This is a genomic window from Mycobacterium sp. E2327 (assembly GCF_001672675.1).
Taxonomy (GTDB): Bacteria; Actinomycetota; Actinomycetes; order Mycobacteriales; family Mycobacteriaceae; genus Mycobacterium.
On sequence record NZ_LZKE01000039.1, the window covers coordinates 62,628 to 88,782 of the forward strand.

The window sequence follows — 26,155 nt, forward strand, 5'->3', positions numbered from 1 at the left end:
CGTGGACGTCACCGTCATCGGCAGCGGACCCAACGGGCTCACTACGGCCGTCATCTGCGCCCGTGCGGGGCTGAAAGTCCAGGTCATCGAGGCCCAGCCGACCTTCGGCGGCGGCGCGCGCACCGCGCCCGACCCAGATTCTCCGGGAGTCTTACACGACGTGTGCTCGGCGGTTCACCCGCTGGCGCTGGCGTCGCCGTTCTTCACGGCGTTCGACCTGCCCGCGCGCGGCGTGCAACTGGCGGTCCCGGAGATTTCCTACGCCAACCCGCTGCCGGGCCGCCCGGCGGTGATCGCCTACCGGGATCTCGAGCGCACCTGCGCGGAACTGGAGCACGGCGCGTCGTGGCGACGCCTGCTCGGCCCGCTGGTCGAGCATTCCGACGCGGTCGTGGGGTTGCTGCTCGGCGACAAACGATCGCTGCCCGGGTCGCTGCCGTCCGCCCTGCAACTCGGCGTTCGGATGCTGGCGCAGGGCACGCCCGCCTGGGGGTCGCTGCTGGGCTTCCTGACCGGAGAGGACGCACGCGCCCTGTTCACAGGCGTTGCCGCGCACGTGATTTCGCGGATGCCGTCGTTGACGGCCGCTGGGGCCGGGTTGATGCTGGCCACCCTCGCGCATTCGGTCGGCTGGCCGATCCCGGTGGGTGGAAGCCAGGCGATCACGGACGCGCTGATCGCCGACCTGCGCGCGCACGGCGGCGAGCTCATGGCCGGCACCGAGGTCACGCGGCCGCCCGGCGGGGTCGTCGCGTTCGACACCGCGCCGACGGCGCTGCTGCGCATCTACGGGGACGCGCTTCCCGAGCGCTACGCGAAGGCGTTGCGCCGCTACACCTTTGGCCCCGGCGTCGCCAAGGTCGACTTCGTGCTCAGCGAGGACATCCCGTGGACCGACGCGCGGCTGGGGCGGGCGCCGACGCTGCACCTGGGCGGCACCCGCGAGCAGATGGCGCGAGCCGAGGCCGACATCGCCGCCGGGCGTCACGCGCAGTGGCCGATGGTCCTGGCCGCGTCGCCGCACATCGCGGACCCCGGCCGCATCGACATCGTGGGCCGCCGCCCGTTCTGGACCTACGCCCACGTGCCGTCGGGCTCGACCGTCGACGCGACCGAGGCCGTCACCGAGATCGTCGAGCGGTTCGCGCCCGGCTTCCGCGACATCGTGGTGGCGGCCCGCGCCGTGCCCGCCGCCCGGATGGCCGACCACAACGCCAACTATGTCGGCGGCGACATCGGGATGGGCGGCAATTCCGCCTGGCGCGCGATCGCCGGGCCGACGCCGCGGCTAAACCCTTGGAGCACACCGATTCCGAAGGTGTATCTGTGCTCGGCCGCCACCCCGCCCGGCGGCGGGGTGCACGGCATGTCCGGCTACTACGCAGCACGCACCTTGTTGCGCCGTGAATTCGGCCTGGGCATGCCTAAGCTGGCACCGTGACCAAACTTGCGATCATCTACTACTCGGCCACCGGTCACGGCACCGCGATGGCCAAACGTGTCGCCGCGGCCGCGGAGTCGGCGGGCGCCGAGGTGCGCCTGCGGCACGTCGCCGAGACGCACGACCCGGAATCGTTCGCGCACAACCCGGCCTGGACCGCGAATTACCAAGCGACCAAGGACCTTCCGGCCGCCACCGGCGACGACATCGTCTGGGCCGACGCGGTGATCTTCGGCTCGCCGACCCGGTTCGGTTCGCCCGCCGCGCAATTGCGGGCGTTCCTGGACTCGCTGGGCGGGCTGTGGGCCGAAGGCAAGCTCGCCGACAAGGTCTACGCGGCCTTCACGTCGTCCAACACGCTGCACGGCGGCCAGGAGACCACGCTCGTCGCGCTCTACTACACGCTGATGCATTTCGGGGGCATCATCGTGCCGCCGGGCTACACCGATCCGGTCAAGTTCGTCGACGGCAACCCGTACGGGGTGAGCCTGGTGTCCACGCACGACAACATCAACGAATTCGACGAGCCCACGAACAACGCCCTGGACCACTTGGCGCGCCGCGTGGTTACCGTCGCCGACCGGCTCACCTCCTAGCGCGAGCAGACGCAAAAGCCCCCGACACGCCGACGAATTCGGGGCTTTTACGTCTGCTCGGCCAGAAAGTTACGCCGTCTCGGTGATCGGGCGGTCGACCCAGCTCATCAGGTCGCGCAGCTTCTTGCCGGTGACCTCGATGGGGTGCTCGGCGTTCTCCTTGCGCAACTGCTCGAGCTGCTTGTTGCCGCCCTCGATGTTGGCGACGAGCTTCTTGACGAAGGTGCCGTCCTGAATCTCGCGCAGGATGTCGCGCATCCGGTCGCGGGTGCCGGCGTCGATGACCCGCGGGCCGGACAGGTAGCCGCCGAACTCCGCGGTGTCGGACACCGAGTAGTTCATCCGGGCGATGCCGCCCTCGTACATCAGGTCGACGATCAGCTTGAGCTCGTGCAGCACCTCGAAGTACGCCATCTCCGGCGGGTAGCCCGCCTCGACCATCACGTCGAAGCCGGCCTTCACCAATTCCTCTGTGCCACCGCACAACACGGCCTGCTCACCGAACAGGTCGGTCTCGGTCTCGTCCTTGAAGGTCGTCTTGATGACGCCGGCCCGGGTGCCGCCGATGGCCTTGGCGTACGACAGGGCCAGCGCCTCGCCCTGGCCGGTCGGGTCCTGGTCGACGGCGATCAGGCAGGGCACGCCCTTGCCGTCGACGAACTGGCGGCGCACCAGGTGGCCGGGGCCCTTAGGGGCAACCATCGCGACGGTCACGTCGGCGGGCGGCTTGATCAGGTCGAAGTGGATGTTGAGCCCGTGCCCGAAAAACAAAGCGTCGCCGGCCTTCAGGTTCGGCTCGATCTCGTTCTTGAAGATGTCGGCCTGCGCGGTGTCGGGGGCCAGCAGCATGATGACGTCGGCCCACTTGGCGACCTCGGCGGGGGTGTCGACGTCCAGGCCCTGCTCTTCAACCTTGGCCCGGGACTTCGAACCCTCCTTGAGCCCGACGCGCACCTGCACGCCCGAGTCGCGCAGGCTCAACGAGTGCGCGTGCCCCTGGCTGCCGTACCCGATGACGCCGACCTTGCGGCCCTGGACGATCGTCAGGTCTGCGTCGTCGTCGTAGAACATCTCTAATGCCACGGTGAACTTTCTCCTTGTTTGCTATTTGGCCGTGCCGATACCGCGCGGACCGCGGGATAGCGACACCATTCCGGATTGGGCGATTTCGCGAATCCCGAAGGGCTCCAACACGCGCAGGAACGCCTCGATCTTGCCGCGGTCACCGGTGGCCTCGATGGTCAGCGATTCCGGTGACACGTCAATCACCTTGGCGCGGAACAGGTTCACCGCCTCGATGACCTGGCTACGGGTGCCGGCGTCGGCCCGCACCTTGATCAGCGACAACTCCCGGGACACCGAGTTGTCGTCGTCCTGCTCGATGATCTTGATCACGTTGATCAGCTTGTTGAGCTGCTTGGTGATCTGCTCGAGCGGGGTCTCCTCGGCGGAGACCACGATGGTCATCCGCGACATGTCCTTCTGCTCGGTCGCGCCGACGGCCAGCGACTCGATGTTGAAGCCGCGCCGCGAGAACAGCGCCGCCACGCGGGCGAGCACACCGGGCTTGTCCTCCACCAACACCGACAGCGTGTGCGTCTGCATCAGGCGTGCCCTTCGCTTTCGTCGTCGAACAACGGGCGGATCCCGCGGGCGGCCTGGATCTCGTCGTTGCTGGTGCCGGCGGCGACCATCGGCCACACCTGCGCGTCGGCGCCGACGATGAAGTCGATCACCACCGGGCGGTCGTTGATCGCCCGCGCCTGGTTGATCACGTCGACGACGTCTTCCTCACGCTCGCAACGCAATCCGACGCAGCCCAGCGCCTCGGCCAGCTTCACGAAGTCGGGGATCCGGTGCGAGTGCGTGGCCAGGTCGGTCTGCGAGTAGCGCTCCTGGTAGAACAGCGTCTGCCACTGGCGCACCATGCCGAGGTTGCCGTTGTTGATCAGCGCCACCTTGATCGGCGCGCCCTCGATGGCGCAGGTGGCCAGCTCCTGGTTCGTCATCTGGAAGCAGCCGTCGCCGTCGATCGCCCAGACCTCCGCGTCCGGGCGGGCGATCTTGGCGCCCATGGCCGCCGGGATGGCGAAGCCCATGGTGCCCAGTCCGCCGGAATTGAGCCAGGTGCGCGGGTTTTCATACGAGATGAACTGCGCGGCCCACATCTGGTGCTGGCCGACGCCCGCGACGTACACCGCGTCCGGGCCGGCGATCTCGCCCAGCTTCTCGATCACGTACTCCGGGCTCAGGCTGCCGTCACTCTGCGGGCCGTAGCTCAGCGGGTAGGTGGACTGGACGCTGTGCAGATACGCCCACCACTCGGTCATCTCGATGTTGCCGGGGACGTCGTGGTGCTGCAGCATCGCGATGAGGTCGGTGATGACGGCCTTCACGTCGCCGACGATCGGCACATCCGCGTGCCGGTTCTTGCCGATCTCGGCGGGGTCGATGTCGGCGTGGATGACCTTGGCCTCGGGGGCGAAGGAGTCCAGCTTGCCGGTCACCCGGTCGTCGAACCGGGTGCCCAGCGCGATCAGCAGGTCGCTGCGCTGCAGCGCCGCCACCGCGGCCACGGTGCCGTGCATGCCGGGCATGCCCAGGTTCTGCGGATGGCTGTCGGGGAAGGCGCCGCGCGCCATCAGCGTGGTGACCAGCGGGATGCCGGTCAGCTCGGCCAGCTCGCGCAGCTGCTCGGTCGCCTCGCCGCGGATGACCCCGCCGCCCACGTACAGCACCGGTTTGCGCGCGGCCGCGATCAGCTTGGCGGCCTCCCGGACCTGCCGGTTGTGCGGCTTGGTGTTCGGCTTGTAGCCGGGCAGGTCCATCCGCGGGGGCCAGCTGAACGTGCACTGACCCTGCAGCACGTCCTTGGGGATGTCGACGAGCACGGCGCCCGGACGTCCCGAGCGGGCGATGTGGAAGGCCTCGGCCAGCACCCGGGGGATCTCGTCGCCGGAGCGGACCAGGAAATTGTGCTTGGTGATCGGCATCGTGATGCCCGAGATGTCGGCCTCCTGGAAGGCGTCCGTCCCGATCAACCCACGCCCGACCTGCCCCGTGATGGCGACGACGGGGATCGAGTCCATCTGGGCATCGGCCAGCGGGGTGACCAGGTTGGTGGCGCCGGGACCCGAGGTCGCCATCATGACGCCGACCTTGCCGGTGGCGTGCGCGTAGCCGCTGGCGGCATGGCCGGCGCCCTGCTCGTGCCGAACCAGCACGTGGCGCAGCTTTTTCGAGTCGAACAGCGGATCGTAGACCGGCAGCACGGCACCGCCGGGTATCCCGAAGATGACCTCGACGTCGAGTTCCTCCAGCGACCGGATCACCGACTGGGCACCGGTAAGTTGTTCCGGGCCAACGCGTTTCGGTTGAGCGGCCGGCGTCTTTGCGGTGGGTTTAACGGCGTCCGTGGCGACGCTGGCCGGATCCTGCGCCTGCGTGGCGGGTGGCCTGGTGGGAGCGCTCACTGTCCTGGGGTCCTATTCACTATTCGAAGTTTCGTTGCTGCGCAAGAAAAAACCCCCGTCAGCTCATCGGCTGAACGAGGGTTGCGCGTTGGTGCTGGATCGCTTCAAATGCTGAAGGGCTCAGTCAGGCACCAACGCGCTGACTAAGTACTACGAGCATCCCGGGCTTTCCGGCGGTTTCCATAACGTCCGACGGTAGCCTTCGCACAGCTCAACAGTCAAATCCGGGTCGGGTGTGCAGCCACGGCTTTCCCGTGTGCATTCCTGGCGGCGACACGCCGAGGACCGTCGCCGCCTGTTCACACTCGGCAGCGGGCGGCGGGAACGCCGGCGCACGGTGAAATGATGTTCGAGTGGCTACCGATTCCCCCGTGGTGATCAAGGTGTCGCCGATGGCGCACTTCGCCGTCGGGTTCTTCACCCTCGGCTTGCTGATACCGGTGCTGGCCTGGCCGGTATCCGCGCCGCTGCTGCTCATCCCGGTGGCGTTGTCCGCGTTGATCATCCGGCTGCGCACGGTCGCCGACGAGCGGGGCCTGACCGTTCGGACCCTGCTGGGGAGCAGGACGGTGCGCTGGGAAGAGATCGACGGGCTGCGCTTTCACCGCGGTTCCTGGGCGCGCGCCCTCCTGAAAAGCGGTGCGGAGCTGCGCCTGCCCGCGGTTACCTTCGCCACGCTGCCGCAGCTGACCGAGGTCAGCGCGGGACGGGTGCCCAACCCCTACCGATGAGGGTCAGCCGATCGGGTTGACCCCGTTGAGCGTGACCCAGACCGCGACGCCGGCGGCGATGCCGGCCAGCAGGGCGACGAACGACCCGATGAAGGGGCGGTGGGCCCAACCCCGGCCGGCGTCCAGGCCGTAGCGGCCCGGTCCGCACAGGATCACCGCAACGGCCAGGACGATCAGGGTGATCTGGTATTCGTGCCCCTGCGGCAGGAAGTAGGCGAAGGCGTGCGAGCGCGCGCCGCCCGACACGGTGGCCAGCAGTTCGTTGATCAGGAACGCCAGTGCGCCCGCCGCGGCCACCGGGGTGAACAGGCCCAAGATCAGCAGCACCGCCGCGACGATCTCGCCGCCTGCGCTGACGTAGGCGAGGATGTCGGCGTGGTGGTAGCCGACGTCGGACAGCGAATTCTTCAGGCCGCTCAGGCCGCCGCCGCCCCACCAGCCGAACAGCTTCTGCAACCCGTGGGCCCCCAACACCACGCCAAGCCCGACCCGCAGCACCAGCAAACCCAGGTTCTGGGTGCCGCGCTTGCCGATCTCGCGGTGACGCTCGTCGTCCGTGTCCCCGTCGATCTGGGCCGGCTCGGTCGCGGAGATCGGCATCGGCTGCGCCGTCGACGCCGGCTGCACGTACGGCAGGGGCTCCTGCTGGTCGAGGAGGTGGTATCCGCCGGCCCCAGGGCTACCCGCCGCAGCGGGGTCGACGTAGGGGATGACGGTGGTGTTTCCGAAGTCGCCCGGGTACCCGACCGGCGTCAGGTCATCCTCGGGGTCGACCAAGCGCGCCGAGGCGGGGCGCCCCGGGCCCGGCTCCGACGATTCGCCGGGACGGCTCCAATGTGCGTCATTCGATTGACTGGTCACGGGTGTCAGGGTAAAGGCAAACGCGCCTGAATCGGGGATTTGAGCGGCGCTTTCGCCGGTTAGTCCGCCAAAACGCCCCGGATTGGCCCCAAATCGCCTTTTCCGCCCCTCTGCAGGGCCAAAAAGCGTTAAATCGGCGCCCCACCGGCACAACTTGCGTGGCCGAACCCCGGCAGGCGTGTGGCGGCGGTGCCCGCCCAGTCCGTAGCCTGTCGGTCATGCGGATACGGGGCTCGGTTCGCGGCGGTCTGGCCGCGCTGTCCGCGGTCGTGCTGGTCGCGAGCGGGTGCGCGCGGTTCAACGACGCCCAATCGCAGCCCTTCACGACCGCCCCCGAACTCAAGCCCCAGCCCAGCTCGACGCCTCCCCCGCCGCCGCCGCTGCCGCCGACGCCCTTCCCGAAAGTGTGCCCGGCGCCGGGAGTCATGCAGGGCTGCCTGGAGAGCACCAGCGGCCTGATCATGGGCCCCGACAGCAAAACCGCGCTGGTCGCCGAGCGCACCACCGGCGCCGTCAAGGACATCTCGGTCAACGCCGAGCCGAAGGTGAAGGTGGTCATTCCCGTCGACCCGTCCGGTGACGGCGGGCTGATGGACATCGTGCTGTCGCCCACCTATCAGCAGGACCGCCTGATGTACGCCTACATCAGCACGCCGACCGACAACAGGGTCATCCGCGTGGCCGACGGCGACATCCCGAAGGACATCCTGACCGGGATCCCCAAGGGCGCCACCGGCAACACCGGCGCGCTGATCTTCACCAGCCCGACCACGCTGGTCGTGATGACCGGCGACGCGGGCAACCCGGCGATGGCCGCCGACCCCAAGTCGCTGGCCGGCAAGGTGCTGCGCATCGAGCAGCCGACCACCATCGGCCAGGCCCCGCCGACGACCGCGCTGTCCGGCGTGGGCTCCGGCGGCGGCATGTGCATCGACCCCGTCGACGGCTCGCTGTACGTTGCCGACCGCACCCCGACCGCCGACCGCCTGCAGCGCATCACCAAAACCTCCGAGGTCTCCACCGTGTGGACGTGGCCGGACAAGCCCGGCGTCGCGGGCTGCGCGGCGATGGACGGGACCGTGCTGGTGAACCTGATAAACACCAAGCTGACCGTGGCGGTGCGGCTCGCGCCGAAGACCGGCGCGGTCACCGGCGAACCCGACGTCGTCCGTAAGGACACCCACGCGCACGCGTGGGCGCTGCGGATGTCGCCGGACGGAAACGTCTGGGGCGCAACGGTTAACAAGACCGCCGGGGACGCCGAGAAGCTCGATGACGTGGTGTTCCCGTTGTTCCCGCAGGGCGGCGGCTTCCCGCGCAACAACGACGACAAGACTTAAACGGGCCCCTCCAGGGTGAACCTCAGGCCGTATTTGCGCGGCTCGGCGGCCGGCTTGTGCAGGACGAACCGCTCCGGCGCGACCTGGCCCGGCTCCATCTCGTCGAGATCGGAAAGGTAGAGCACGTCCTCGTCGGAATCGGGGACCCATCCGGCGACGGGTTCCACGATGAAGGCGACGTGATCCCCGATATCGATCCAATGCGCGGTTCTGCCGACGAACCAGGCGATCGCCTCGTCGAGGATGGGCATCCCGTGCGGCCCGACGCGCCACGAGCAGCGACCGAATCTGTCGGCCTGGTCGTCGGTTTCGCCGTCGAAAAGCTCCGCCAGGGCGACCTGGTGCTGCGCCAGCACGTGCACCGCCAGATGCTCGGAATTGCGCGCCGCGTCGCAGGCTGCGCTGCTGCGCGGCAGCACGACCATGAAGCTCGGTGGCTGCACGCTGGTTTGGGTGGCGAAGCTGATCAGGCAACCCGATGGCTGAGTGTCGGCCTGGGTGGTCACGACGAACACCGGGCCGTCCAGCATGGCCATCAGGTCGTCGAACACCGGCGCGACCGTCCCGGTCAGCCCTGACCGCAGGCGGCCAGCACGAGCTCGCGGACCCGGGCCGCGTCGGCCTGTCCGCGAGTGGCCTTCATCACCGCGCCGACGATCGCACCGGCCGCGGCCACCTTGCCGCCGCGAATCTTCTCGGCGACATCCGGATTGGCGGCCAGCGCTTCGTCGACGGCGGCCTGCGTCACCGAGTCGTCACGCACCAGCGCCAGGCCGCGGGCGGTCATCACCTGCTCCGGTTCACCCTCCCCGGCCAGCACGCCCTCGACGACCTGGCGGGCCAGCTTGTTGGACAGCTTGCCCTCGTCGACCAGCGCGATCACCGCGGCGACCTGAGCGGGCGTGATGGCCAACTCGTCCAACTCGATATTGGCCTCATTGGCCTTCTGCACCAGGAAGTTTCCCCACCAGGCGCGGGCCTGCTCGCTCGACGCCCCGTGCTTGACGGTCTCGGTGACCAGTTCGACGGCGCCGGCGTTGACCAGATCCCGCATGACCTCGTCGGAAACGCCCCACTCCTGCTGAATTCGCTTGCGGCTCAACCATGGTAACTCGGGGATGGTCTGCCGCAGCTGCTCGACCAACTCGCGGCTGGGCGCGACCGGCTCGAGGTCGGGTTCCGGGAAGTAGCGGTAGTCCTCGGCGGTTTCCTTGGTGCGACCGGGGCTGGTGTACCCGGACTCGTGAAAGTGCCTGGTTTCCTGCGTGATCCGCCCGCCGGACACGAGGATGGCGCCCTGGCGCTGCATTTCGTACCGCACGGCGACCTCGACGCTGCGCAGCGAGTTGACGTTCTTCGTCTCGGTCCGGGTCCCGAACTCGGTCGCCCCCGTCGGTTTCAGCGACACGTTGGCGTCGCAACGCATCGAACCCTGATCCATCCGTACGTCGGATACGCCCAAGGCGCGCAACAGGTCTCGCAGCGCGGTGACGTAGGACCGGGCGATCTGCGGGGCGCTGGCGCCCGCCCCCACGATCGGCTTGGTGACGATTTCGATCAGCGGCACGCCGGCCCGGTTGTAGTCGATCAGCGACGTCGTCGCGCCGTGGATGCGGCCGGTCTCGCTGCCGATGTGGGTGAGCTTGCCGGTGTCTTCCTCCATGTGGGCGCGCTCGATCTCCACCCGCCAGGTGGAGCCGTCTTCCAGCGGCGCCTCCAGGTAGCCGTTGATCGCGATCGGCTCGTCGTACTGCGAAATTTGGTAGTTCTTGGGCATGTCCGGGTAGAAGTAGTTCTTCCGGGCGAAGCGACACCAGGGCACGATCTCGCAATTCAGCGCCAGCCCGATCCGGATCGCCGACTCCACCGCGGCCTGGTTGAGCACGGGCAGCGAGCCGGGCAATCCGAGGCACACCGGGCACACCTGGGTGTTGGGTTCGGCGCCGAATGTGGTGGAACAGCCGCAGAACATCTTGGTCGCGGTGGACAGCTCGACGTGCACCTCGAGGCCGAGCACTGGGTCGAAACGCGCGACGACCTCGTCGTAATCCAGCAGCTCGGGACCGGCGGCAACACTCATGCCGTCGATCGTAGTGGTGATCGCGAGCGCGGCGGGTCACCACCCATCGGCACAGCTAGGACCCGGGCGGCCTTCGGCTTGCCCCGAGCCGGAGCCCTTGCTCCATGCCCGCGCCGGGAAACATGTCGGCCAACGCGGCGGCCATCTCCAGGTAGCTGCGCCGGCTTTCCCTGCTGAGCCGGTCCAGGCCGATCTCCTTGCCGTCATGCACGTGCCGATCGAACGGCAGCACGACGGTGGCGGCCACGCGGGCGGACAACGCGTCGAGCTCCTTGGCGGCGACCACGGCGACCTTGCCCGCCTCGACATGGTTGATCGCCAGCACGGTCCGCGCCATCAAGCGCTGATATCCCTTGTTGCGCAACAGGTCCAGGGTGGTCCTGGTCTTGCGTATCGCATCGATGGAGGTGCTGGTGACCACCACCAGGGCGCACGACGCCGGCAGCACGGCGTCCATCACGGCCGAATTGACCGGCTTGACACAGTCCACCAACACCACCGAATAGTGCTTGCGCAGAATCGAAAAAGTCCTGACCACGTCGTGGCGCTCCAGCCGCCAATCGGTGCGCGCGTAGTCCGGTAGCCCGAGCACCTCCAGCCCGAAGCTGTTCATGTAGGTGTGCGCCCGCACATCCGAATAGTGGGTGGCCGCGCCGTCCCGCAATAGATCGGCCATGCTCAGCGGGTTGCGGCGGCCGTGGCGCTCGGCCAAGTCGCCGGCGTCGATGTCCACGGCGATCACCTTGTCGTCGCGGACGGCGGCGAAGGTGGAGCCCAGTGCCTCAACGACGACGGTCTTGCCGACACCGCCCTTGAGGTTGAGCACCGCGATGGGGAACGCGCCGCCCAGCGGAGCGCGGATGCGCTCCCGTAGCTCCTGCTCGTATGCCGAACCTTTGCCCCGGCCGAGGTCGATTCCGGTGAGGCGCCGGACCAGGTCTCGCCAGTCGAACCCGGCGGAGTCCTCGGTGTCTTGCGGCTCGAGGCTGTCGAGGGCCGTCCCGCCGACGGTCAGCTCCGGGCGCGACCGCGGGGGGACCCGCCGCGCCGGTGCCGGCGCCGTCGGCGGGGGCTGTGGCGGTCGGGGCACCGTGGCAGAAGTCCAATTGGCGTCATCTCGCCCGCGCGGCGGCGGCCGCTGATGGTCTCGCGGGCCCGACCCTTGAACGGCTCCGCGAATCGAACCGCGGTTGCTCATAGCAGACGGTATAACCGCTTCGAGCTGGCGGAAAACCACGAAAATCGCGGCGACCAGGCGTGAGCTGCCGGATGCGGCGGCAAATTCAGCCGGCCGTCAATTCGGTGCCACCGGCTGTTCGCCACCGCTTAGCCGAAGAAGGCCGCCGCGTCGTCGTAGCGGCTCTCGGGGACCAGCTTGAGTTGGCGGGTGGCGTCGGCCAGCGACACCCGGCCGATGTCCTGGCCGCGCAGCGAGACCATCTGCCCGTACTCGCCCGCGTGCGCGGCGTCGGCGGCGTTGACGCCGAAGCGCGTCGCCAGCACCCGGTCGTACGCGGTCGGGGTGCCGCCGCGCTGCACGTGGCCCAGCACGGTCACCCGGACCTCCTTGTTGATCCGCTTCTCCACCTCGGCGCCGAGCTGCGCGGCGACGCCGGTGAACCGCTCGTGGCCGAACTCGTCAATCCCGCCCTCGCGCAACGTGATCGAGTCGGCGATCGGCTTGGCGCCCTCCGCGACCACGCAGATGAAGTGCGAATCCCCGCGCTGGAAGCGGCGTTTGACGAGCCGGCACACGTCCTCGACGTCGAAGGGCTGTTCGGGGATCAGCGTCATGTGCGCGCCGGACGCCAGCCCGGCGTTCAACGCGATCCATCCCGCGTGGCGGCCCATCACCTCCACCAGCATCACTCGCTGGTGGGATTCGGCGGTCGAGTGCAACCGATCGATGGCGTCGGTGGCCACCGTCAGCGCGGTGTCGTGCCCGAAAGTCACGTCGGTGCAATCGATGTCGTTGTCGATGGTCTTCGGCACGCCGACGACGGGAACGTTCTCCTCGGACAGCCAGTGCGCCGCGGTCAGGGTGCCCTCGCCGCCGATCGGGATCAGCACGTCGATGCCGTTGTCGTCCAGGGTCTGCTTGATCTGGTTCAGCCCGGCCCGAAGTTTGTCGGGGTGCACGCGGGCGGTGCCCAGCATCGTTCCGCCCTTGGCGAGCAGGCGGTCGTTGCGGTCGTCGTTTTGCAGCTGGATGCGCCGGTTCTCCAGCAGCCCGCGCCACCCGTCCTGGAATCCGACCACCGAAGACCCGTATCGCGAGTCGCAGGTGCGCACCACCGCCCGGATGACGGCGTTGAGCCCGGGACAGTCGCCGCCCCCGGTGAGAATTCCGATCCGCATCTGTTCATCTTGCCCGCACGGGCCCCGGATGGCGCGACCTGGCGCAAATTGCCGCTAAACGGTGGCCGGGCTCGGCAGCGCCCCGCGGGCCGCCTCGTAGGCGGCGCCCACCCGGTAGAGGCGGTCGTCGGCCAACGCGGGGGCCATGATCTGCAGCCCGACCGGCAGGCCGTCGTCCGGGGACAGCCCGGACGGCACCGACATGCCGCAGTGGCCGGCCAGGTTCAGCGGCAGGGTGCACAGGTCGAACAGATACATCGCCAGCGGATCGTCGACCTTCTCCCCCAACGGGAACGCCGTGGTCGGAGTCGCCGGCGACACCACCACGTCGACGGATTCGTACGCCCGGTCGAGGTCGCGCGCGATCAGCGTGCGGACCTTCTGCGCCTGGTTGTAGTACGCGTCGTAATAGCCGGCGGACAGCGCGTAGGTGCCGATCATGATGCGCCGCTTGACCTCCGGGCCGAACCCGGCCGCGCGGGTCAGCGCCATCACCTCCTCGGCGGAATGCGTGCCGTCGTCGCCGACCCGCAGGCCGTAGCGCATCGCGTCGAAGCGGGCCAGGTTGCTGGACACCTCGGACGGCAGGATCAGGTAGTAGGCGGCCAGCGCGTGATCGAAGTGCGGGCAGTCGACTTCGCTGACTTCGGCGCCCAGCTCGGTCAGCTGCTCGACGGCGGCCTCGAACGAGGTCAGGACGCCCACCTGGTAGCCCTCGCCGCGCAGCTGCCGAACGACGCCGACGCGCACGCCGCGCAGATCACCGCCCGCGCCGGCCCGGGCGGCGCCGACGACGTCGGGCACCTCGGCGTCGACGGACGTCGAGTCGCGGACGTCGTGCCCGGCGATCACCTGGTGCAGCAGGGCGGTGTCCAGCACCGTGCGCGCGCACGGGCCGCCCTGATCCAGCGACGACGCGCAGGCGATCAGCCCGTAGCGCGACACCGTGCCATAGGTGGGTTTGACGCCGACGGTCGCGGTCAGCGCGGCCGGCTGGCGGATGGAGCCCCCGGTGTCGGACCCGATGGCCAGCGGGGCCTGGAACGCGGCCAGCGCGGCCGCGCTGCCGCCGCCGGAACCTCCGGGCACCCGGTCCAGGTTCCAAGGGTTGCGGGTGGGGCCGTAGGCGGAGTTCTCCGTCGACGAGCCCATCGCGAACTCGTCCATGTTGGTCTTGCCCAGGATCGGGATGCCGGCCGCGCGCAACCGCGCGGTGACGGTCGCGTCGTAGGGGGAACGCCAGCCCTCCAGGATCTTGGAGCCGCAGGTGGTGGGCATGTCGACCGTGGTGAACACGTCCTTGAGCGCCAGCGGCACCCCGGCCAGCGCCGACGGCAGCGGCTTGCCGGCGGCCACCGCGTCGTCCACGGCGGCCGCGGCGGCCAGCGCCTCGTCGGCCGCGACGTGCAAAAACGCGTGGTACCGGTCGTCGGTCGCCTCGATCTGGTCCAGGCAGGCCCGGGTGATCTCGGTGGACGACAGCTCCCCGGCGGCGACCTGGGCGGCCAGCGTCGCGGCGTCGGAGCGGACGATATCGGTCACTCGGCGTCCCCCAGAATCTGCGGCACGGCGAAGCGGCCGTCAACGGCTTCGGGCGCCTCGGCCAGCGCCTCGGCCTGCGTCAGGCACGGCGTCCGCTCGTCCGGGCGGGTGACGTTGACGTCCTTCAGCGGGTTGTCGGTCGCTTCGACGCCGGTGACGTCGACCGATTGGACCTGGCTGACGTGGGTGAGGATGGCGTCGAGCTGGCCGGCGAAGCTGTCCAGCTCGGCGTCGGTCAGGGCCAGCCGGGCCAGCCGCGCAAGGTGCGCCACGTCGTCGCGGGAGATCTGGGACACGACCGGAAAGCCTAGCCCGGCGACGAAGCGCGCCGCAGAGCGGCGGGGAGGAGGAGGCCGGCGATCAGACCCAGTCGGGCAACGATGCGGGCTGCACGCCGCCGTCCCAGCCGAAATGCCGCGGATACATTGCTGTGCCAAAGTGTTGGCCGTGCCGTCATATCTGTTGCGCATCGAGCTAGCCGACCGCCCCGGCAGCCTGGGCTCGCTGGCCGTCGCGCTCGGTTCGGCGGGCGCCGACATCCTGTCGCTCGACGTGGTGGAGCGCAGCTCGGGTTACGCGATCGACGACCTGGTCATCGAGTTGCCGCCGGGGGTGATGCCGGACCGGCTGATCACCGCCGCGGAATCACTGCCTAACGTCCGAGTGGACAGCGTCCGCCCGCACACCGGGCTGCTGGAGGCGCACCGCGAGCTGGAGCTTCTCGACCACGTCGCCGCCGCCGGCGACGACGCGTCGCGGCTGAAGGTCCTGGTCAACGAGGCTCCCAAGGTGCTGCGGGTGAGCTGGTGCATGGTGTTGCGCAGTTCACACGGGGAATTGGAGCGCCTCGCCGACAGCCCCGGGTGCCCGGAAACCAAGGCCGATTCCGCCCCCTGGCTGCCCATCGAACGCGCGGCGGCGCTGGACCATACCGCCGAGTGGGTGCCGCAGGCGTGGCGCGACATGGACACCACGATGGTCGCCGCGCCGCTGGGCGACCCGCACACGGCGGTGGTGCTGGGCCGTCCGGGCCCGGAATTCCGGCCCTCGGAGGTCGCCCGGCTCGGCTATCTGGCCGGCATCGTGGCGACGATGCTGCGCTGAGGCGTTCAGGTCAGCGGGGTCAGCAGCAGCCGGGAACCCATTCCCACCGTGTGGGCCAGCCCCGCGGCATAGGCGTCGAACAACTCGCTGACCCGTCGCAGCTCCCACATCGTCTGCACGGTCAGCCACGCGAAATCGCGCGCCTTCGCGATGTCCCACGAGGTGATCAGGTGCGCGACCGGCTCGAGGTGATCGTCGATCGCCTTTTCCACGTCGTCGAGGAAGGACCGCCGGATCTCGGCCTCGACGCTGGCGAGGACGTCGTTGATCTTCTCGTAGTCCGCGTGCACGCCCGGGGTGTCCGGCGTGCACCGGCGCGCGGCACACGTGGCGATCACGGCGAGCGGCAGGTCGTGCTCGATGTGTGCGTTCATGCCGGCAAGCGCGAATTGAATCGGCAGGATTCCCTTGCTGCCTCGCGCGGCGAACAGCGGCGCCCACGCGTTGGGCTTGGCCCCGGCGGCGTCGTACGCGTCGAACCAGTAACCGGCGAAGCGGACGTCGAGGTCGGTGACGAACGCCTCGTCGTGGAACACACCCTTCGCCGCGAGCCGGTCCGCCATCATCTCGGTCACTCGCAGATAGACGCCGTTGAACACCTCGGCACCGTCATCGGGCGGCAGTTGTGCCGCGATGGCCCGCATGCGCGCGACCACGTCGGCAACGGAGGTCGGGCTCACCCGCCCATCACACCAGATTTTGCCGCGAGCGACCGCTCGATGTCGGCAACCAGGTCGTCGGTGTCTTCGATGCCCAGCGACAGGCGCACGAACCCGTCGGGGACGCGGTCGCCCCACCGTGCCCGGCGGTCCACCGAGGTGTGGATGCCGCCGAAGCTGGTGGACGCGATCAGCAACTCGGACCCGTCCACCAGTGCCCGCACCGCGGCCGCGTCGGCCAACTCGAATGAGACCAGGGTGCCGAACCGGCGCATCTGCGCGACGGCCACGGGGTGCGCCGGATCTTCGACCAATCCCGGGTAGCGCACGGCTCGTACCGCCGGATCGCCGGCCAGCATCGTCGCCACCGCTTGCGCATTGCGGCACTGGCGGTCGAACCGCAGCCCGGCGCTTCCCAGGCTGCGCAGCAGCAGCCACGCCTCGAAGCCACCGAGGATCGCACCGGCGAGCAGCCGATGGCGTTCGACGGCGGCGATCAACTCGGGCTGGTCGGTCGCCACGTAACCGGCCAGCAGGTCACTGTGCCCCGAGAGTCCCTTGGTGGCGCTGGCCACCACCAGGTCGGCGCCCAGCGCCAGGGGGCACTGACCGAACGGGGTAGCCGCGGTGTTGTCGACGATCAACCGCGCGCCGCGAGAATGGCACACGGTGGCCAACCGCCGCAGGTCGATCACATCCAGCGCGGGGTTGGTGGGCGTTTCGGCCAGTACCACGTCCGCGCCCGCCGCCGCGTCGTAGATTTGCGAACTCGACGCCTCGATCACCGAAACACCCGCGGGCGCAAGGTGTTCCGCCGCATACTGGCGCACCTGATAGTAGCCGTCGGACGGCACCACCAACGCCGACCCGGGACGGGCCAGTGCGCACAGTGCGGCACCGATGGCCGCCATGCCCGAGCTGAACACCACCGCGCCGGCCGCCCCCTCCAGCGCGGCGAGGGCCGATTCCACTTGCCGCCAGGTCGCATTGGAGCTGCGGCCGTAGGTATCGAGATCAGCGGTTTCGTCGGCAGACAGATGATAGGTGGAGGCCAGCACCGCCGGCGGCGCCACCGGCCGGCCGGCGACGGCCGGGGAGCTTACGGCCTTGACGCTACGCGTCGAATCACCGTACGAACTGCTCACTCGTCAGCCCCGGAAGGCCCGTCGGCCAACAACTTTCGGAATCCGTCTTCGTCGAGGACCGGCACGCCCAACTCCACCGCCTTGTCGTACTTGGAGCCCGGCGAGTCGCCGGCGACGACGTAGTCGGTCTTCTTCGACACCGATCCCGCGGCCTTGCCGCCGCGCGACACGATCGCCTCCTTGGCGTCGTCGCGCGAGAAACCCGCCAGCGAACCGGTGACTACGATCGTCAGCCCCTCGAGGGTGCGCGGCACACTCGCGTCGCGTTCGTCGGCCATCCGCACGCCGGCCGCCCGCCATTTGTCGACGATCGCCCGGTGCCAGTCGACGGTGAACCATTCGGTGACGGCGGCGGCGATGGTGGGGCCGACTCCCTCGACCGCGGCCAGTTGCTCGGTGGACGCGTCCTCGATCGCCTGCAGGTCGCCGAATTCGGTGGCCAGCGCGCGGGCGGCCGTCGGGCCCACGTGCCGGATCGACAACGCCACCAGCACCCGCCACAGCGGCTTCGCCTTCGCCACATCGAGATTGGCCAGCAGCCGCGCGCCGTTGGCCGACAACCCGCCGGCCTTCGTCCGGAACAGCTCGGTTCGCAACAGGTCGTCCTCGGTGAGGGCGAACAGGTCGCCCTCGTCGGCGATCACGCCGGCCTGCAGCAGCGCGGTGGCGGCCTCGTAACCGAGTCCTTCGATGTCGAGCGCGCCGCGGCCCGCGACGTGAAAAACTCGCTCCCGCAACTGCGCCGGGCACGACCGCGCGTTGGGGCAGCGGATGTCGGCGTCGCCCTCCTTGGCCGGGGCAAGCGGGGTGCCGCATTCGGGACACGTTGTGGGCATGACGAATTCGCGTTCCGAGCCGTCGCGCAGGTCGACGATCGGGCCGAGCACCTCGGGGATGACGTCGCCGGCCTTGCGAATCACCACGGTGTCGCCGATCAACACGCCCTTACGCTTGACCTCGGCGGCGTTGTGCAGCGTGGCCAGCCCCACCGTCGACCCGGCCACCTTGACCGGCGTCATGAACGCGAACGGTGTGACGCGCCCGGTCCGCCCGACGTTGACGCGGATGTCCAGGAGCTTGGTCTGCACCTCCTGCGGCGGGTACTTGTACGCGATCGCCCACCGGGGCGCCCGCGAGGTCGAGCCCAGCCTGCGCTGCAGCGCCACATCGTCGACTTTGACCACCACACCGTCGATCTCGTGATCCACGTCGTGACGGTGCTCGCCCCAATAGGTGATGCGCTCGAGCGCGCCCGCGACGTTTTCCACCCGGGCGGTGTGCTCGGAAACGGGCAGGCCCCACGCGCCCAGCGCCAGGTAGGCGTCGTGCAGCGTGGCCGGGCGAAAGCCCTCGGTGTGTCCCACGCCGTGACAGATCATCCGCAGCCTGCGCCGCGCGGTGACCGCGGGGTCCTTTTGGCGAAGGGAGCCCGCGGCGCTGTTGCGCGGGTTGGCGAAGGGCGTCTTGCCGTCTTCGACCAGCGCGGCGTTGAGCGCCTCGAAGTCGTCCAGCCGGAAGAACACCTCGCCGCGCACCTCGAGAACCTTCGGCACCGGGTAGTCCTTGCCGGCCGTGAGCCGTTCCGGGACGTCGTCGATGGTTCTGGCGTTCAGCGTGACGTCCTCGCCGGTGCGTCCGTCGCCCCGCGTCGCCGCCCGGACCAGGCGACCGTCGCGATACACCAGCGACAGCGCGACACCGTCGATCTTGAGCTCACACAGGTAGGGCACGTCGTCACCGACCTCGGCGCGCACGCGCGCGGCCCACACCTCGAACTCCTCGGCGCTGAACACGTTGTCCAGGGACAACATTCGCTCCAGGTGCTCGGCCTCGGTGAAATCGGTGGCGAAGCCGGCCCCGCCGACGAGCTGGGTCGGCGAATCGGGCGTGCGCAGTTCGGGATGCTGCTCCTCGAGCGCTTCGAGCCGCTTTAGCAGCGCGTCGAACTCCGCGTCGGAGATGATCGGCGCGTCGCGCACGTAGTAACGAAACTGGTGTTCGCGCACCTCGTCGGCCAGTTCTTGCCATTGCCGCCGAACGTCGGGCGCTAAGGAGTCAGCTTCTGCCGAAGTCACCTTCGCAGGCTATCGAAGGGGGCCGACGGCCGACTGCGACACCTCAGTCACATCGGCCACACCCGTCTCTCCGAGAGCCGACACCGCGTGTGCCCGCCTCACAGCGACAATTCGCGAGCCCGACGCGGGCCGAGTCAGCAGTCGCTGCGAGGCGGGCACTACGGCACATCCCTCCGAGCTGTGACCGGAGTGACTCACTCCTCTTCCACGAACGCACGCAACCGCTCCACCGCGGCGTCCCAGCGCCGCGACAGCTGGTCGAGGTAGTTGCTGGCCTGGGCCAGCGGTTCGGTCCGCACCGTCCAGACGCGCTCGCGCCCGCGGCGGGCGCTGGTGACCACTCCCGCGGATTCGAGCAGCGCCAGGTGCTTGCTGGCGGCCTGCCGGGTGACCGGAATCGCTTGGGTGACTTGCGATGTCGAGCATGGGCCGACGTCGCAGAGCCGCACGATGATGCGCAGCCGATTCGCGTCGCCCAGCGCGTCGAACAGCGGCGCGCCGACAGCGCTCATACCCGGGTGCCCTCCAGATACCGGCGCACGAGGTCGGTCTGCATGGCCCAGCCCTCGGAGTTCGCCTCGAACGCGGAAGCGCGACGCGCCGCCGGGATGGCGTCGAAACCCGATTCGGTGATGGTGAGCAGGACGCCGTCGGGCGTCTCGGCGAGGGTGAACTCGACCAGGGTGGTCGGCTCATCGTCCGCATCCGGCTCGCCCGCGCACGGCTGCCAGCGGTAGGTGAATCGCCGCCGCGGCTCGATCGCGACGATCTCCCACGTGGTCGTCACGCCGGCGTGTGGCTCCTGGCGCTTGGCGACCTCGTCATCGACGGTGGTCGGGGTAATGGTCGCGCTGACGGGTTGGCCCGCGACGAACGGCCCGTCGAAGCGGACGCCGAACCAGCGCCCGAACTGCTCGGCGTCCGTGATGGCTCGCCACACCCGGTCCAGCGGCGCGCGCAACACGACTTGTTTCTGAATTCGATCAGTACTCATATGCAACCTCCTGGTTGCCTATCAGGCTGCCACAATCCAGTCCGAAGCGCAACCAAATGGTTGCCTATTCGATGGCGTCGGGGTCCTCAGCGAACGCCTCGGCGGCCGTGCGGGCGAGCTCGATCGCGGTCCGCGCCCACGCCGGCGTGGCGCTCGCCAAGCCGCACGCCGGGGTCACGCCGATGCGCTCGCGCAGCGCCGAGCGGCCGAATCCGAGCCGATCGGTCACCGCGACGACGGCGGTGGCGACCTCTTCGGCCGACGGCCGCTTTGGCGGCGCCGTCGCCGGGACCACGCCCAGCGCGACGGTGCGACCCGACTCGACGAAAGCCGCGATGCCGTCCAAGTCCTCGGCGCGCAGCGTGCCCGCATCCACGGATATACCACTAATCGCGCTGCGCCCCAACAGATCCCACGGCAGCCCAGAAGCGCAACTGTGCACCAGCACGTCGGCGCCGACGGTCGCGGCGCACGTGTCGAGCAGCCCCAGGGCGACCGCCTCGTCGAGCGCGGCGACCGGGCTCAGCGCCGTCACCCCGGTCAGCTGTCCGCCCAACGCCGCCGGCAGCGACGGCTCGTCGAACTGCACCACCACCGGCGTATCGAGGCGGCGGGCGAGCGACGCCCGATGCGCCGCAACGCCTTCCGCCAACGACGCGGCCAGGTCACGCACGGCGCCGGGGTCGGTGATGGCCCGGTGGCCGTTGGCAAGCTCGAGCCCGGCGGCCAGCGTGATCGGTCCGGGGGCCTGCACCTTGACGACGCGCTCACCGCCGCGCAGCCCCGCCGTCTCCCAGGCCTCCTCCAGCGCATCCATGTCCTCGTCGAGCAGGCTGACGGCGCGGCGCGTCACGGCGCCGGGCCGGGCCGTGATGCGGTAGCCGCGCGGCACCGTGTCGATCGCGACGTCGACCAGCAGCGCGCCGGCCCGTCCGAACAGGTCGGCACCGACTCCGCGGGCCGGCAGCTCGACGATGTGGGCCAGCGCGCCCGCCAGCTCGCCGACCACCACCGCGGCGGCCTCGCGCGCCGCGGTGCCGGGCCACGATCCGATGCCGCTGCCCGTCGCGAACGGATGCGCGAAAACACTCACCGGCCAACCGTATTCGACGTCGCCTAGCGCGCCGGTCGCCAGGGGTGTTGCGGCGGGGTAGGTTCTAGCCGAGAAGGGTGCAAACGGTGGGGCGTAGAGCGAGATTCACCAGGCCGCTGCTGTCGGTGGGCGCGGTGTTGCTGGCGGCGGCGTGCACCCGGGTGGTGGGCGGCACCGCCCTCCCCGGATTCGGGCCCGCCGCCAAGGGCGTCCAGGGCGTCAACGTCGACACGATCCTGCTGGACCAGTCACGGATGCGGGCGATCACCGGCGCGGGCGAGCACCTGACGATCATCCCCTCGATGGACGGCACCCGCCCGGTGGACATCGACGCGCTCGCCGAGGCCACGCCCGCCGAATGCCGGTTCCTCTATGCCGAGACGGCGACCTTTGGTCCCGACATCGAGGAGTTCCACAAGACCACCTTCCAGGACCCGCCCGACGGGGCGCTAATCTCCGAGGGCGCCGCCGCCTACCAGGACGTCGACATCGCGCGACGGGCGTTCAGCGCCCTGGTCGGCGCCGTGCGCGGCTGTGCGGGAGGCTCGGCGGGCGAGTCGCTGGTCGGCGGGTGGACCGCCGACGCGACTTCGCTGCACCTCGGACCCGGCGGGTGCGGCCGCGACTACCGGGTGCTGAAGGTGGCCATGGTGGAGGTCACGTTCTGCGGCTTCGCGCAATCCGTGTCGGACATCGTCATGACGAACATCGCGGCCAACATCCCGGGCTAGTGGCGATCGCAAGCGCGGCGTAGCCGGGCGCTGGGGGCACCCCCGCGCAGCTGGGGGACGGGTCGCCACCATCCCGGCGGGGCGTCACCAGTGCGCCGTCGCCAGCAGCTCGAAGTTGGGGTGGCCGTACTTGACCCACATCGCCACGTGCAGGGCCGTCATGGCCGCCGAGACCGCCAGGGCCGCGATCGCCAACCCGAAGCCGTTCTGCCCGCGGTGCTTGACCTGGTGCAGCGCGACGACGGCAAAGATGCTGCTCAGCAGCGGGCTGCCGTACATGCCCATGAGGCTCAGCACGAAGGCCGCGATGGCCCAGGCATTGGTCTGGACGGACGATTCCTCACGCGCCGCGACTTGCTGGGTGCTCATGTCTGCTGGCTCCTTTCCTGGCTGTCACGGAAAGGATCGGAAACCGCCCTTGGCGGATCCTTGATGAATCCTTGAGACGCTCAGGCCGGGCGCTCAGCGCGCGGAATCAGCGCGACGTGCCGGCGATCGTGGCGCTGCCCAGCACCTCGTCGCCGTCGGGATCCGGGCGGTACAGCACGAGCGTCTGCCCGGGCGCCACGCCCCGCAGCGGGACCCGCAGCCGAACGACGAGCTCGTCGCCGACCAGTTCGGCCACCGCGGCCGCCGTCTCGCCGTGCGCGCGCACCTGGACCACGCACTCGACGGGCCCGTCCAGCGGGGCTCCCCCGGTGAACACCGGCGACCGCCCGACCAGGCCGCGCACGTCGAGGTCGGCCGCCTCCCCGACCTCGACCGTCCCCGTCTCGGCGTCGATCGACGTCACATAGCGCGGGCGGCCGTCGGACCCCGGACCGGCGATGCCCAGCCCCTTGCGTTGCCCGATGGTGAAACCGTGCACCCCGTCGTGGGTGGCCAGCACCGCCCCGTCGGCGGTGACGACGGCGCCGCGGCGCACCCCGATGCGCTCCCCCAGGAAGGCCCGGGTGTCCCCGGACGGGATGAAGCAGATGTCGTGGCTGTCCGGCTTGTCGGCGACGGCCAACCCGCGCCGGGCCGCCTCGGCCCGGATTTGGGGCTTGGGGGTGTCCCCGATCGGGAACGCCGCGTGCCGCAACTGCTCGGCGGTCAGCACGGCCAGCACGTAGGACTGGTCCTTGTCCCGGTCGACGGCGCGGCGCAGCCGCCCGCCGGACAGCCGGGCGTAGTGGCCGGTGGCCACCGTGTCGAAGCCCAGCGCGACCGCCTTCGCCGACAGGGCCGAGAATTTGATCCGCTGATTACACCGCACGCACGGGTTCGGGGTCTCACCGCGCGCGTACGACTCGACGAAGTCGTCGATCACGTCCGCCTTGAACCTCTCCGCGAAATCCCATACGTAGAAGGGGATTCCGAGCACGTCGGCAACGCGGCGCGCATCCGAGGCGTCTTCCTTCGAACAGCAGCCCCGCGAACCGGTGCGCAGCGTGCCGGGCGCCGAGGACAGCGCCAGGTGCACCCCGACCACGTCGTGCCCGGCGTCGACCATGCGAGCGGCGGCGACGGACGAATCGACGCCGCCACTCATCGCGGCGAGGACCTTCACTTACGGCGCCCCCGCGGCCGCCAGCGCGGCCCGCCGGGCGCGGTCCACGGCACCGGGCAGCACCCGCAGCACCGCATCCACGTCGGCGTCAACGCTGGTGTGCCCCAACGAGAGTCGCAACGACCCGCGCGCGCTCGCCGGGTCGGCGCCCATCGCGACCAGCACGTGCGACGGCTGCGCCACCCCGGCGGTGCAGGCCGAGCCGGTCGAGCACTCGATCCCGTTGGCGTCCAACAGCATCAACAGCGCGTCGCCCTCGCAGCCGCGGAAGGTGAAGTGCGCGTTGCCCGGCAGCCGCAGAGGGTCGCGGGCGCCATTGAGGCTGACGTCGTCGATGCCGGCCAGGACGCCCTCGACCAGGCGATCGCGCAGGACCCGCAGCCGCGCGCTGTTCGGCTCGAGGCCGTCCACCGCGATGCGGGCCGCCGCCGCCATGCCGACGGCGCCTGCGACGTCCGGTGTGCCGGAACGGATGTCGCGCTCCTGTCCGCCGCCGTGCGACAGCGGCACGCAGGCGACGTCGCGGCGCAGGAGCAGCGCCCCCACGGCGGGCGGACCGCCGAACTTGTGCGCTGTCACGCTCATCGCCGAGAGACCGCTGGCCGCGAAGTCGACGGGCAACTGCCCCACCGCCTGAACGGCGTCGCTGTGCATCGGGACGCCGAATTCGGCTGCGACGGCTGCGAGTTCGGCGACCGGCATCACGGTGCCGACCTCATTGTTGGCCCACATCAGCGATACGAGAGCGACGTCGTCGTGGCTCTGCAGCGCCTCGCGCAGCGCGGCCGCCGACACCGACCCGTCCGCGGCGGTGGGCAGCCAGGTCACCTCGGCGCCCTCGTGTTCGACGAGCCAGTTCACCGAGTCCAGCACGGCGTGGTGTTCCACCTCGCTGGCGATGATGCGCCGGCGCGACGGTTCGGCGCCGCGGCGGGCCCAATAGATGCCCTTGACGGCCAGGTTGTCGCTCTCGGTGCCGCCGGCGGTGAAGATGATCTCCGACGGGCGCGCGCCCAGTTTGTCGGCGATCAGCTCCCGCGATTCCTCGATCCGCCGCCGCGCCGCCCGCCCGCTGGTGTGCAGCGAGGACGCGTTGCCGACGGTGCCGAGCGCGGCCGTCATCGCCTCGATGGCGGCGGGGTGCATCGGGGTGGTGGCGGCGTGGTCGAGGTAAACCATGACGCGCCCCACGATACCTGCAGGTCTTTGTGGCTAACCCACCAGCACGTGGCGGCGCCGGGGGCGCTGCGGCACTCCCACACCGACCGCCGACTCGCAGCGGCGGGCCAGCGCCCGCCGATCGGTGCCCGGCAGCTGCAGGGATTCAACGTGAACGTGCGCCAAGGTGCGGCGCACGGCCAGCAACCGGCACATCGAGCGCCACAGGGTGTCGTCACCCACGAAGGCGGGAGCGGTCGAAACGCCGCCGTCGACGTGGTGGTAGCTCAACCGGAGCGGCTGCACCGGGCGGCCGGCATCGATCGCGGCCTGGAACATCGCCGGGTAGAACGAGCCACAGGCAACCCCGCACCACGTGGTGCCCTCCGGGAATGCCACCACGGTCTGACCCGCGCGCAGCCGCCGTGCGGCCGTTTCGACCACCCAAGGCAGCCGCCGCAGGTTGGCCCGTTCGATGGGAATGATCTTGAGCAGGCGCACCGCGAGCTCACCAAACAAATCGGCGCGGGCCACGAACGAGCCGGGCAACACCGAGCCGATCGCGAACACGTCCAGCCAGGACATGTGGGGGCTGACCACCAGTACCCCACGCAGGTTGCGGATCGGGCTGCCGGACACGCTGATCCGGACACCGAAGCAGCGCAGCAGCACCCGGCAGCAGAACCGTTGCACACGCATCTGGCCCGGCAGCGGCACCAGCGCCAGCGGCACCACCGCCGCCAACACCAGCGCCAGCATGACCCGAAGCGTCACGCGCAGCACCACCCGCCACTGCGACGACGCGGGGCCGACCCGCACACAGCTGCTGTCACACGTCGCGCGGGGCAGCCAGGCGTGGGCGGCGGGAGCGTTCACTGCGCGCCGCCCACCATTTCGGAAGCCGCCGACACCGACCGCAGCCGCTTGAGATATCGGGTATCGGCGCGTCGCTTGTCCAGCAGCACGCAGAAGTCGCCGACGCCGAAGTCCGGGTCGTGCGCGGGCTCGCCGCAGACCTGGGCGCCTAGCCGCAGGTAGCCGCGCATCAGCGGCGGCACCGCGGGCCGTGGCGGCGCGGGGATGTCGTCGAGGGTCCGCCCGCCCACCCGGACGGGGCGGATGTTCAGGCTCCCGGCAGCCAACTGCGCGGGGTGCGCGACTTCATCCTGAACCGCCACGCCGCGCCGCCGCAGTACCGGGTGCATCCCCACCGCCCCGTCCG

General features: G+C 70.0%; 26 protein-coding genes and 1 pseudogene. 6 read left to right on the top strand and 21 right to left on the bottom strand.

Annotation, left to right across the window (positions count from 1 at the left end; translation table 11 throughout):
- Position 1 precedes the first annotated feature (1 nt).
- Positions 2-1,441, top strand: a complete 1,440-nt coding sequence (locus A5712_RS04980) for an NAD(P)/FAD-dependent oxidoreductase (RefSeq protein WP_068102074.1) — start codon at positions 2-4, stop codon at positions 1,439-1,441.
- Complete coding sequence (gene wrbA, locus A5712_RS04985; protein WP_068102076.1) at positions 1,438-2,037, top strand: NAD(P)H:quinone oxidoreductase; 600 nt, start codon at positions 1,438-1,440, stop codon at positions 2,035-2,037. Before A5712_RS04980 ends, wrbA begins: the two co-directional genes overlap by 4 nt.
- 69 nt (positions 2,038-2,106) lie before the next feature.
- On the opposite strand, the gene ilvC is transcribed toward wrbA, so the two are convergent.
- Genes ilvC through A5712_RS05000 form a run of 3 tightly spaced genes read right to left on the bottom strand, consistent with a single transcriptional unit; the run spans position 2,107 to position 5,510 of the window.
- Positions 2,107-3,108 carry a ketol-acid reductoisomerase gene (ilvC, locus tag A5712_RS04990; RefSeq protein WP_081665585.1) on the bottom strand — a complete coding sequence of 334 codons (1,002 nt, stop codon included), beginning with the start codon at positions 3,106-3,108 and terminating at the stop codon, positions 2,107-2,109.
- A 33-nt stretch (positions 3,109-3,141) separates the two neighbouring features.
- The gene (ilvN, locus tag A5712_RS04995) at positions 3,142-3,642 is read right to left on the bottom strand and encodes an acetolactate synthase small subunit (RefSeq protein WP_067153334.1); all 501 of its coding nucleotides are present in this window, start codon (positions 3,640-3,642) and stop codon (positions 3,142-3,144) included.
- Positions 3,642-5,510: an acetolactate synthase large subunit gene (locus A5712_RS05000; RefSeq protein WP_068102081.1), complete on the bottom strand. Its 1,869-nt coding sequence runs from the start codon at positions 5,508-5,510 to the stop codon at positions 3,642-3,644. The genes ilvN and A5712_RS05000 overlap by 1 nt, the downstream gene beginning before the upstream one ends.
- Positions 5,511-5,902: 392 nt before the next feature.
- Here A5712_RS05000 and A5712_RS05005 point away from each other — a divergent pair, with 392 nt between their 5' ends.
- Entirely contained in the window at positions 5,903-6,241 is a 339-nt protein-coding gene (locus A5712_RS05005) for a PH domain-containing protein (RefSeq protein ID WP_068102121.1), read from the top strand.
- 3 nt (positions 6,242-6,244) lie between these two features.
- Here A5712_RS05005 and A5712_RS05010 read toward each other — a convergent pair whose 3' ends face one another.
- Complete coding sequence (locus A5712_RS05010; RefSeq protein WP_068102083.1) at positions 6,245-7,102, bottom strand: DoxX family protein; 858 nt, start codon at positions 7,100-7,102, stop codon at positions 6,245-6,247.
- 218 nt (positions 7,103-7,320) lie between these two features.
- On the opposite strand from A5712_RS05010, the gene A5712_RS05015 reads away from it, so the two are divergent.
- The gene (locus A5712_RS05015; RefSeq protein ID WP_068102085.1) at positions 7,321-8,442 is read left to right on the top strand and encodes a sorbosone dehydrogenase family protein; all 1,122 of its coding nucleotides are present in this window, start codon (positions 7,321-7,323) and stop codon (positions 8,440-8,442) included.
- On the opposite strand, the gene A5712_RS05020 is transcribed toward A5712_RS05015, so the two are convergent.
- The 6 genes from A5712_RS05020 to gatC all read right to left on the bottom strand — a co-directional run bounded on the left by A5712_RS05020 (position 8,439) and on the right by gatC (position 14,718).
- Entirely contained in the window at positions 8,439-8,978 is a 540-nt protein-coding gene (locus tag A5712_RS05020; RefSeq protein ID WP_082973275.1) for a flavin reductase family protein, read from the bottom strand. The two genes, A5712_RS05015 and A5712_RS05020, sit on opposite strands and share 4 nt — an antisense overlap.
- Positions 8,979-9,010: 32 nt before the next feature.
- Positions 9,011-10,522, bottom strand: coding sequence for an Asp-tRNA(Asn)/Glu-tRNA(Gln) amidotransferase subunit GatB (gene gatB / locus A5712_RS05025; protein ID WP_068102088.1), 1,512 nt, complete (start codon positions 10,520-10,522; stop codon positions 9,011-9,013).
- 55 nt (positions 10,523-10,577) lie between these two features.
- Positions 10,578-11,720, bottom strand: a complete 1,143-nt coding sequence (locus tag A5712_RS05030) for a MinD/ParA family protein (protein ID WP_082973272.1) — start codon at positions 11,718-11,720, stop codon at positions 10,578-10,580.
- Positions 11,721-11,848: 128 nt separating this feature from the next.
- A complete protein-coding gene (locus tag A5712_RS05035) occupies positions 11,849-12,880 on the bottom strand; it encodes an ATP-dependent 6-phosphofructokinase (protein ID WP_068102091.1) in 1,032 nt (343 codons plus the stop codon).
- 54 nt (positions 12,881-12,934) lie between these two features.
- Entirely contained in the window at positions 12,935-14,422 is a 1,488-nt protein-coding gene (gene gatA, locus A5712_RS05040) for an Asp-tRNA(Asn)/Glu-tRNA(Gln) amidotransferase subunit GatA (protein ID WP_068102092.1), read from the bottom strand.
- Positions 14,419-14,718 carry an Asp-tRNA(Asn)/Glu-tRNA(Gln) amidotransferase subunit GatC gene (gene gatC / locus A5712_RS05045; protein ID WP_067153317.1) on the bottom strand — a complete coding sequence of 100 codons (300 nt, stop codon included), beginning with the start codon at positions 14,716-14,718 and terminating at the stop codon, positions 14,419-14,421. Before gatC ends, gatA begins: the two co-directional genes overlap by 4 nt.
- A 151-nt stretch (positions 14,719-14,869) precedes the next feature.
- Here gatC and A5712_RS05050 point away from each other — a divergent pair, with 151 nt between their 5' ends.
- Positions 14,870-15,526 carry an amino acid-binding protein gene (locus A5712_RS05050; RefSeq protein WP_156766420.1) on the top strand — a complete coding sequence of 219 codons (657 nt, stop codon included), beginning with the start codon at positions 14,870-14,872 and terminating at the stop codon, positions 15,524-15,526.
- A 5-nt stretch (positions 15,527-15,531) separates the two neighbouring features.
- Here A5712_RS05050 and A5712_RS05055 read toward each other — a convergent pair whose 3' ends face one another.
- The 6 genes from A5712_RS05055 to A5712_RS05080 all read right to left on the bottom strand — a co-directional run bounded on the left by A5712_RS05055 (position 15,532) and on the right by A5712_RS05080 (position 21,492).
- Positions 15,532-16,206 (bottom strand): DUF5995 family protein, encoded by a 675-nt coding sequence (locus A5712_RS05055; protein WP_082973273.1) that lies wholly within the window; start codon positions 16,204-16,206, stop codon positions 15,532-15,534.
- Complete coding sequence (locus tag A5712_RS05060) at positions 16,203-17,330, bottom strand: cystathionine gamma-lyase (protein ID WP_068102094.1); 1,128 nt, start codon at positions 17,328-17,330, stop codon at positions 16,203-16,205. The genes A5712_RS05055 and A5712_RS05060 overlap by 4 nt, the downstream gene beginning before the upstream one ends.
- Positions 17,327-19,405, bottom strand: a complete 2,079-nt coding sequence (gene ligA / locus A5712_RS05065) for an NAD-dependent DNA ligase LigA (RefSeq protein WP_068102097.1) — start codon at positions 19,403-19,405, stop codon at positions 17,327-17,329. The genes A5712_RS05060 and ligA overlap by 4 nt, the downstream gene beginning before the upstream one ends.
- A 194-nt stretch (positions 19,406-19,599) precedes the next feature.
- Positions 19,600-19,917, bottom strand: coding sequence for a helix-turn-helix transcriptional regulator (locus A5712_RS05070; protein WP_068102099.1), 318 nt, complete (start codon positions 19,915-19,917; stop codon positions 19,600-19,602).
- Positions 19,914-20,399 carry an SRPBCC family protein gene (locus A5712_RS05075; protein ID WP_068102101.1) on the bottom strand — a complete coding sequence of 162 codons (486 nt, stop codon included), beginning with the start codon at positions 20,397-20,399 and terminating at the stop codon, positions 19,914-19,916. Before A5712_RS05075 ends, A5712_RS05070 begins: the two co-directional genes overlap by 4 nt.
- Before the next feature lie 64 nt (positions 20,400-20,463).
- Positions 20,464-21,492, bottom strand: a complete 1,029-nt coding sequence (locus A5712_RS05080) for a methionine synthase (RefSeq protein ID WP_068102103.1) — start codon at positions 21,490-21,492, stop codon at positions 20,464-20,466.
- An 86-nt stretch (positions 21,493-21,578) separates the two neighbouring features.
- Between A5712_RS05080 and A5712_RS05085 the strand changes: the two genes are divergently transcribed.
- Positions 21,579-22,223 (top strand): sensor domain-containing protein, encoded by a 645-nt coding sequence (locus tag A5712_RS05085; protein WP_197519295.1) that lies wholly within the window; start codon positions 21,579-21,581, stop codon positions 22,221-22,223.
- Between the two features lie 84 nt (positions 22,224-22,307).
- Here the strand turns inward: A5712_RS05085 and A5712_RS05090 are convergent, their stop codons facing one another.
- The 5 genes and pseudogenes from A5712_RS05090 to A5712_RS05110 form a co-directional block, all read right to left on the bottom strand.
- Positions 22,308-22,592 (bottom strand): DUF4190 domain-containing protein, encoded by a 285-nt coding sequence (locus tag A5712_RS05090; RefSeq protein WP_068102105.1) that lies wholly within the window; start codon positions 22,590-22,592, stop codon positions 22,308-22,310.
- 106 nt (positions 22,593-22,698) lie between these two features.
- Positions 22,699-23,775 (bottom strand): tRNA 2-thiouridine(34) synthase MnmA, encoded by a 1,077-nt coding sequence (mnmA, locus tag A5712_RS05095; protein ID WP_068102107.1) that lies wholly within the window; start codon positions 23,773-23,775, stop codon positions 22,699-22,701.
- Positions 23,776-24,954 carry a cysteine desulfurase family protein gene (locus A5712_RS05100; protein ID WP_068102109.1) on the bottom strand — a complete coding sequence of 393 codons (1,179 nt, stop codon included), beginning with the start codon at positions 24,952-24,954 and terminating at the stop codon, positions 23,776-23,778.
- A gap of 33 nt (positions 24,955-24,987) precedes the next feature.
- Positions 24,988-25,809: a 1-acyl-sn-glycerol-3-phosphate acyltransferase gene (locus A5712_RS05105; RefSeq protein WP_068102110.1), complete on the bottom strand. Its 822-nt coding sequence runs from the start codon at positions 25,807-25,809 to the stop codon at positions 24,988-24,990.
- Positions 25,806-26,155: pseudogene (locus A5712_RS05110) on the bottom strand (phosphohistidine phosphatase); the annotation flags it as partial. The gene A5712_RS05105 and the pseudogene A5712_RS05110, both read right to left, overlap by 4 nt.

Excerpts from the sequence above, each read along its gene's own strand:
- A5712_RS05035 (WP_068102091.1), bottom strand. The coding sequence starts at position 12,880 with ATGCGGATCGGAATTCTCACCGGGGGCGGCGACTGTCCCGGGCTCAAC.
- A5712_RS05015 (WP_068102085.1), top strand. The coding sequence starts at position 7,321 with ATGCGGATACGGGGCTCGGTTCGCGGCGGTCTGGCCGCGCTGTCCGCG.
- A5712_RS05075 (WP_068102101.1), bottom strand. The coding sequence starts at position 20,399 with ATGAGTACTGATCGAATTCAGAAACAAGTCGTGTTGCGCGCGCCGCTG.
- ilvC (WP_081665585.1), bottom strand. The coding sequence starts at position 3,108 with ATGTTCTACGACGACGACGCAGACCTGACGATCGTCCAGGGCCGCAAG.
- A5712_RS05020 (WP_082973275.1), bottom strand. The coding sequence starts at position 8,978 with ATGGCCATGCTGGACGGCCCGGTGTTCGTCGTGACCACCCAGGCCGAC.
- gatB (WP_068102088.1), bottom strand. The coding sequence starts at position 10,522 with ATGAGTGTTGCCGCCGGTCCCGAGCTGCTGGATTACGACGAGGTCGTC.
- ilvN (WP_067153334.1), bottom strand. The coding sequence starts at position 3,642 with ATGCAGACGCACACGCTGTCGGTGTTGGTGGAGGACAAGCCCGGTGTG.
- A5712_RS05005 (WP_068102121.1), top strand. The coding sequence starts at position 5,903 with ATGGCGCACTTCGCCGTCGGGTTCTTCACCCTCGGCTTGCTGATACCG.
- A5712_RS05030 (WP_082973272.1), bottom strand. The coding sequence starts at position 11,720 with ATGAGCAACCGCGGTTCGATTCGCGGAGCCGTTCAAGGGTCGGGCCCG.
- A5712_RS05090 (WP_068102105.1), bottom strand. The coding sequence starts at position 22,592 with ATGAGCACCCAGCAAGTCGCGGCGCGTGAGGAATCGTCCGTCCAGACC.
- A5712_RS05100 (WP_068102109.1), bottom strand. The coding sequence starts at position 24,954 with ATGGTTTACCTCGACCACGCCGCCACCACCCCGATGCACCCCGCCGCC.
- A5712_RS05070 (WP_068102099.1), bottom strand. The coding sequence starts at position 19,917 with ATGAGCGCTGTCGGCGCGCCGCTGTTCGACGCGCTGGGCGACGCGAAT.